The sequence below is a fragment of the uncultured Nitratireductor sp. genome, assembly GCF_913053745.1.
In the GTDB taxonomy this organism is placed as follows: domain Bacteria; phylum Pseudomonadota; class Alphaproteobacteria; order Rhizobiales; family Rhizobiaceae; genus Nitratireductor.
This window is the reverse complement of the sequence record NZ_CAJXGF010000204.1, coordinates 1-6646: the sequence shown is the minus strand read 5'-3', so window position 1 is coordinate 6646 and position 6646 is coordinate 1. Positions and strand designations below refer to the sequence as shown.

The window sequence follows — 6646 nt, the reverse complement described above, 5'->3', positions numbered from 1 at the left end:
CGGATGGCCGGCATTGTAGTAGATGTCGACGCCACTCACCGTGTGCGAGCCAATGCTCAGCCCGTCATAGGCGGTACCATTTTGAAGTTCTTCGAGGGGCGTCATGTAGACTGTGGCGGATAGTTTGCCATCGTGATCATAGGCCAGGAAAGGGCCGGCGGGCAGGGTTTCGGGATCGACGAACAGCGTGCCGAGACCCGGGATAAACTCCGGCAGGGGTAAAGCATCGCTGACTTTGACGTAAGGTTCTCCGGGCGGTGCTTCCTTCAGAGTTTCCTTGTCATGCGCGACTGCTGGAGCTGCTGCAAGAAGCGATACGGAGGTAAACAGTATTGGCAGAAATTTCATGGGGTTGTCCTTTCCTGTTGGATTGAGGCCCTTTGGAGGGTGCTCGATCCATTGGATGCGCGCCGCTGCAAAACGTTCCCGAAATTGAGCCGCCCTGGCCGAATAAAAATTCTACGACGTATCGGGAACGCAGCGCCGGGTCCGCGCATCCAATGGTCGAACGGAGCGATTGCCCCATCCCGCCGAGCGGCCGTCTTGCCGCAAGAAGGAGTTTGATTGTGCTCAACACGATGATCCCCCCCGATCACACCTGCGACAGCGTCCCGGCATCTGCCCGAATTCGCGCACGTTTGAGGGATGCCGGCCACACCTTCCGGGCCAATGACAACATTGCGGCTTTCATCGAGGATGGTGAGCTGGGAGACCTTTGCCTGGAAGTCGAGAACCGGATGAATGCGGTGCTCGACGCGCTCGTGATCGACACGGAGAACGATCACAACACCGTGGGCAGCGCGCGGCGGGTGGCGAGGATGTTTGTCGATGAGGTGTTTGCAGGGCGGTATCGCCCGGCACCGCCCGTCACCAGCTTTCCCAACGTCTCGCAGCTGAATGAACTGATGATCGTCGGCCCGCTCACGGTGCGCAGTGCCTGCTCCCACCATCTGTGCCCGATCATGGGAAAGATGTGGATCGGTGTCCTTCCCAGCAGGGAGGCTGAACTGATCGGTCTGTCCAAGTTTGCCCGCCTTTGCGACTGGATCATGAGCCGCCCGCAGATTCAGGAGGAAGCTGTGATCATGTTGGCCGATGAACTCGAAAGCCGTCTTCAGCCTGAAGGGCTGGCCGTCGTGATGGAGGCGGATCATTTTTGCATGCACTGGCGTGGCGTGAAGGATGAGCAGCCGGTGATGACGACATCCATCATGCGCGGCGCGTTTTTGCAGAACGAGGCGCTGAGGCGTGAATTTCTCGACCTGCGAAAAGGGGGCGACAAGTGATCCTGATCAGACGTTCAAGATCAAGTCCGACAAGTCTATTCTGTTGGCTCGGCAGTAGTGAACCCTCGATGCCAGGGAACGGGATGAAGGGTGCTGGTGTTGTTCAACTCCGAGGAGGCACAAATGCATGAAGCCATCGAACGGGCTGCATCTGTATACACTGAAGATGTTCCAGATACCGAATTGGCCAGGCGTGCGGCCCGAAAGGACGGCGCCGCCTTCGAGGCGATCATGCGTCGCCACAACCAGCTCCTGTTCCGAACGGCCCGGGGCATCGTGCGCAGCGACGGCGAGGCAGAGGATGTCGCGCAGGAAGCATGGATGCAGGCTTGGCGCGCGCTGTCGGGCTTCCGCGCCGAAAGCAAGCTTTCCACCTGGCTGGTCCGCATCACGGTCAACGAGGCGTTGGGCCGGTTGCGCCGGAAAAGCGCGCAAATCATTCCACTGGAGACAGCCATGATGTCGTCCGACAAGGACACACGCTCGGCACTGACGGAAGCACCTGCTCGTGGGCCGGAGCATTCGGTCGAACGGTCCCAGCTCCGCGCTCTAATCGAGGCGCGCATCGCGGTGCTGCCCGAAGCATTTCGCAGCGTCTTCATGCTGCGGGCAATCGAGGAAATGAGCGTCGATGAGGTGGCGGAGGTGCTGGACATTCCCGCAGCCACAGTCCGCACACGCTATTTTCGTGCCCGTGCCCTTCTGCGTGAAAGTCTCGCGCAGGAGATGGACGTCGCCATCGGCGAGGCCTTCAGCTTTGCAGCTGAGCGTTGTGATCGCATCGTGGCGGGCGTGATGGCTCGAGCCCGGACGGAAGGACTTTGCGAGTAAGGCTGCTTGCTGGGCGGGAACCATCTGCGCTCCGCGGGGCGAGTGATACGAAGGGAGACATGGCATGGGCAATACGCAGGACGTGGATAGGGGCCGGGACCTCACCGAGGGGGTGACGTTGGCTGACTTCAACGACCGACAGATGTTGCGTGGGCATGTGGGGAAGGCCTCCGTTCTGCTTGCACGTGTTGGTGAAGAGGTTCTGGCGGTCGATGCCAGTTGCACGCATTACGGAGGTCCGCTGGACGAGGGACTGATCACCGGAGAAACCGTTCGCTGTCCGCTTCATCATGCCTGTTTTTCGCTTCGCACCGGCGAGGCTCTGGGCGCTCCTGCCTTTGACCCATTGTCATGCTGGAAGGTGGAGCGTGATGGCCAACGCATTATCGTTCGCGAGAAGACCGCGCCGCCGCCGCGCGTGACAGCAAACACGGATGAACCCCGCGCCATCGTGATCATTGGCGCTGGAGCTGCCGGATTTGCTTGCGCCGAAATGCTGCGCAGAAGAGGCTATGATGGGACACTCACTCTTCTCGGGGCCGACGAGGATGCGCCGTATGACCGGCCGAACCTGTCCAAGGACTATCTCGCCGGAGATGCACCGCCCGAATGGATGCCGCTCAGGCCGGATGAGTTTTATCAGAAAAACGACATCGAATTGCAACTGGGCGAAACGGTTTCCTCCATCGACGTGCCGGCGCACCGCGTGGTGCTGGAGGGCGGGCGTGTTCTGGAGTTCGACCGCCTTCTGATCGCGACGGGAGCGGAACCGGTTCGCCCACCGATCCCCGGTGCCGGCCTGTCGCATGTCTTCACCCTGCGCAGCTTTGCTGACGGACGTGCACTTGCCGATGCGGCAGAGAGAGCGAAGACTGCCGTTGTGCTGGGCTCGGGTTTCATAGGACTCGAGACGGCGGCGGCGATTAGGCAGCGCGGACTGACGGTGCACGTGGTCACGCAGGATGCCCGTCCGCTTGAGAAGGTGCTTGGGCCCGCGCTGGGAGATTTCATTGCCGGGTTGCACGAAGACCATGGTGTCACTTTCCGCATGCGGACTTCGATCAAGGCGATCTCCGCCAATGCGGTGACACTCTCTTCAGATGACACGATTGAGGCGGACTTGGTTGTCATCGGTGCAGGTGTACGCCCGCGCACCGCACTGGCGGAGAAGGCGGGGCTGTCGGTCGATGATGGAATTCTCGTCGATGCACGGCTCCAGACGTCTGCCCCCGGCATTTACGCGGCGGGTGACGTGGCGCGCTGGCCGGGGCCGCAGAACCGAGAAACGATGCGCATTGAACACTGGGTGGTAGCAGAGCGCCAGGGTCAGGTGGTGGCTGCAAACATGCTTGGTGATGATAAGCCGTTTGACGACACGCCTTTCTTCTGGAGTGCGCATTACGACATTCCCATTCGCTATGTGGGCCATGCCGAAGACTGGGATGTTGCGGCCGTTGATGGCGATATTACAGCGTGCGATGCCAGCGTCAGCTACCGGAGGAGCGGGCGAACGCTGGCCGTAGCCACCCTTGGGCGAGATATGGAGGCGCTGGTCAGAAGGCGAACCCTGCCAACCCCCGAATGAGGCCTGCTGGCCTCTACCGAGCTGGGTAGCGAACACGCAGGTCGGGGTCGATCACGGCGCCGTCGCACAAGTGCGCCTTGGTGAGCTTTCCGATGTCCATGACATGATAGACGCTCACGCCGCGTGCGATGAGGTGGTCGGTGATAATCCGCCGATGGCAGCGCCACCAGACCGCTTCCGCACACATGAGGGCGCATCGCCGCTCACGGCAAAGATCAAGCAGCTTGAGCAATGCTGATCGAAACGTGTCGGTGAGGGCGAAATCCGCGTAGTTGTGAAAGCTCTTGTTGCGCCAGAAGCCGTTTTCATCAGGCGGTATTTCTACGACCTTGGACCTTAGACCGCCAAGGGGCGGGCAATGGATGTAGCCGATTCCATCAGATTGGAGCTGTGGCTCGAGAAACTCCGAATTATAGGACGGATTGGTCCGTGATCTCGGAAACCTGCGCACGTCGACAACCATGTCGATTGACGCTTCCAGAAGCATTGCCTTGAAGGTTTCCAGTGTCCGGTTCGAATGGCCGATCGTGAAAGCGACTCCTTCAGGCTGGACCGCCTCATCCATTTTTTGAAAGCGCCGATTCCTTGTGAGCGGCGATATGATCGGTCTTGTCGCTCTTGATCTCGTATTGGGGCTCGTCTGGCGATGCGCGCCGCCTGTGCCCCTTGTACTCGAAGTCGCTGTCGTGAATCTTGATGACCTTTCCGGAGACCCGTCCGGCCTCCGAATTCCAGCTCACTGAATCACCGACATCGAACCTGGCCATTGGACTGTACTCCTCGTCTGGGCATTGCCAAGAACAACGCGTGGTGGATGAAGGACGTTCCAAATGCGAAGTGGTGTGGCCGTCCCGAGGGCCGCGATCGGGAACCCAGATCACCGAACCACCTGTTTGAGACCGTCCAATGCTATCGGCAATTCAGCGCGGGCCGTGCCCGCCTCTGCGTAGATGGCATAGGCGGGATAGGTGAAGCGGGGAGCTCCTGTAACGAGTTCGAGTTCGCCGGTTTCCAGGTGTGGTTTGACAGCACCTTTTCGAAAGTACCCGCTACCTCCAGCGCGAAGAATGTAACTCAGGCCGAGGGGTCCAAGGCCGACCAACAGCCCGTGTGGGTCTGTTGAAAGTGTCGCCGAAGCCTGTGACGCTGCAAACTGTGGCCCCCAGTCGACATGGACATAGTGCGGTTCTTCCGACGCAGCTTTCTTCACGGTCCGCACGAGAACGAGTTCTTCTTCCTCGATCAGTTCAACCTTGAAACCCGTCAACATCGGCGGTGCGTAAAGCACGGCGATGTCGAGCACGCCGGTCCGCAATTGCTCAATCAACTGGTCCGGCAAGCCGACATTGGCGCGAATGGCGATTTCCGGCCGGTTCTGCTTCATCCATAGCAGCCAGTCGAGCAGCACGGGGTTCCACAGGCTGAGTTCGCCGCCCAGAGCTATGATGCCGGTCTTTCCTGCCGGAATTTTGAGTTGCTGGCGAGCGCGTTCCCACACCTGGAGAAAGGACAGTGCGAAGCGTTCGAACTCACGGCCGGCCGATGTCAGAACCGCTCCGTTCCGGTTTCGTATGAAGAGTTTGCGTCCGAGTTCGTCCTCGAGCGTGCGGATACGTGCGCTCACCGTGGTTTGGGTGACATGCAGCCGTTCGGACGCTTTCAGGAAGCTTCCAGTGTGCACGATCTCCAGAAACGTTCGCGCGCGTTCAATATCCATCACGATCTCCGATAAATGCAATTTATTTGCACTGATACAGCATTTAATTCCATTTGCCTTTGATTTTCGAAAGGCGCAGCCTGAGCGTGGTTCACGAGGAGTCCGCCAATGCAGCATTCGTCAAAGCCCCCGCAATATGCGTCCCCGCCATGCTTCATGCATGAGCTGTCCGCCAGCGGTGGCGGTGAACATGTCGCCTCGAAGGACTGGATGGAGGTTCGACGCTGGCGAAAGGAACAGCGCAAGCTCCTGATTGCAGCTCGGATGGCAAAGAGTCAAATCGAGCGGCAAGCCTGTTCCGACGGGATCGTTCGGAAGTTGGATCGGACGATCAAACAGTTCGCAGGCAAGGTGATCGGCATCTATTGGCCGGTACGAGGAGAACCGGACCTGCGCAACTGGGGCGTCGAAGCCATCGATCGTGGTGGGCGGCTGGCGCTGCCGGTCGTCACTGAGAAGGGGGCGCCGCTTGAATACCGGCTATGGACTCCCGGTGATCCTCTGGAGCGGGGTGTCTGGAACATTCTCGTGCCGGCAGGGGGGATCTGCAGTGCAGCCTGATGTTGTCATCGCGCCACTCGTGGGTTTTGACGCAAGGAGCTACCGGCTCGGCTATGGCGGCGGTTATTTCGACCGCACTCTGGCGGCGATGTCCGCGAAGCCGCGGACGATAGGCGTTGGTTATGCCGACTGCACGCTCACAAGCATTTTCCCACAACCTCACGACATACCAATGGACGAGATCATCACGAGTTAACCGCTGAAGACAGGCAGTCGATTTTCGGACAAAGCGACGTGTCCTCGCCAATTCCTCGAGACCACCGTGCCTGTCGCATGAAAGAGGGTCCTGCACATGTCTGCGAATGCACATGAGAAAGAGTTGGAGCGAGCCGCCGACGCTCCACCATTCGTTCGCCGTTGGTTATTCTCGACCAATCACAAGGATATCGGAACGCTCTATCTGATCTTCTCGATCCTTGCGGGCATTCTCGGCACTGCTTTGTCGGTCGCCATTCGTATGGAGTTGCAGGAGCCGGGCTTGCAGATATTTTCCGCCTCCGAAACCTTCAACGTGTTTGTAAGCGCCCACGGGCTCGTAATGATCTTCTTCGTGATCATGCCGGCGCTCATCGGTGGCTTCGGCAACTGGTTCGTGCCGATCATGATTGGTGCGCCGGATATGGCCTTCCCGAGTATGAACAACATTTCGTTCTGGCTGATTGTCGT

At 59.3% G+C, this 6646-nt stretch carries 8 protein-coding genes and 1 pseudogene; 5 read left to right on the top strand and 4 right to left on the bottom strand.

Annotated features, from left to right (window positions below):
- A partial coding sequence (locus QZ638_RS21715) for a hypothetical protein (RefSeq protein ID WP_295814430.1) occupies nt 1-348 on the bottom strand: 348 nt, incomplete at its 3' end.
- Between the two features lie 218 nt (nt 349-566).
- Between QZ638_RS21715 and QZ638_RS21710 the strand changes: the two genes are divergently transcribed.
- The 3 genes from QZ638_RS21710 to QZ638_RS21700 all read left to right on the top strand — a co-directional run bounded on the left by QZ638_RS21710 (nt 567) and on the right by QZ638_RS21700 (nt 3702).
- Nucleotides 567-1286, top strand: a complete 720-nt coding sequence (locus QZ638_RS21710; RefSeq protein WP_295814428.1) for a GTP cyclohydrolase I — start codon at nt 567-569, stop codon at nt 1284-1286.
- A gap of 123 nt (nt 1287-1409) precedes the next feature.
- Nucleotides 1410-2117 carry an RNA polymerase sigma factor gene (locus QZ638_RS21705; RefSeq protein ID WP_295814426.1) on the top strand — a complete coding sequence of 236 codons (708 nt, stop codon included), beginning with the start codon at nt 1410-1412 and terminating at the stop codon, nt 2115-2117.
- 64 nt (nt 2118-2181) lie between these two features.
- The gene (locus QZ638_RS21700) at nt 2182-3702 is read left to right on the top strand and encodes an FAD-dependent oxidoreductase (RefSeq protein WP_295814423.1); all 1521 of its coding nucleotides are present in this window, start codon (nt 2182-2184) and stop codon (nt 3700-3702) included.
- 13 nt (nt 3703-3715) lie between these two features.
- On the opposite strand, the gene QZ638_RS21695 is transcribed toward QZ638_RS21700, so the two are convergent.
- The 3 genes from QZ638_RS21695 to QZ638_RS21685 form a co-directional block, all read right to left on the bottom strand.
- Nucleotides 3716-4267, bottom strand: coding sequence for a DUF488 family protein (locus QZ638_RS21695; RefSeq protein ID WP_295814420.1), 552 nt, complete (start codon nt 4265-4267; stop codon nt 3716-3718).
- Nucleotides 4260-4469: a DUF2945 domain-containing protein gene (locus QZ638_RS21690; protein WP_295814418.1), complete on the bottom strand. Its 210-nt coding sequence runs from the start codon at nt 4467-4469 to the stop codon at nt 4260-4262. Before QZ638_RS21690 ends, QZ638_RS21695 begins: the two co-directional genes overlap by 8 nt.
- A 110-nt stretch (nt 4470-4579) precedes the next feature.
- The gene (locus QZ638_RS21685) at nt 4580-5419 is read right to left on the bottom strand and encodes a LysR family transcriptional regulator (RefSeq protein ID WP_295814416.1); all 840 of its coding nucleotides are present in this window, start codon (nt 5417-5419) and stop codon (nt 4580-4582) included.
- Between the two features lie 156 nt (nt 5420-5575).
- Here QZ638_RS21685 and QZ638_RS21680 point away from each other — a divergent pair.
- Together QZ638_RS21680 and QZ638_RS21675 are read left to right on the top strand one after the other, a co-directional pair.
- Nucleotides 5576-6176: pseudogene (locus QZ638_RS21680) on the top strand (5-formyltetrahydrofolate cyclo-ligase).
- Between the two features lie 96 nt (nt 6177-6272).
- Nucleotides 6273-6646 (top strand): cbb3-type cytochrome c oxidase subunit I (locus tag QZ638_RS21675; protein WP_295814414.1); only part of this gene is annotated, 374 nt, incomplete at its 3' end.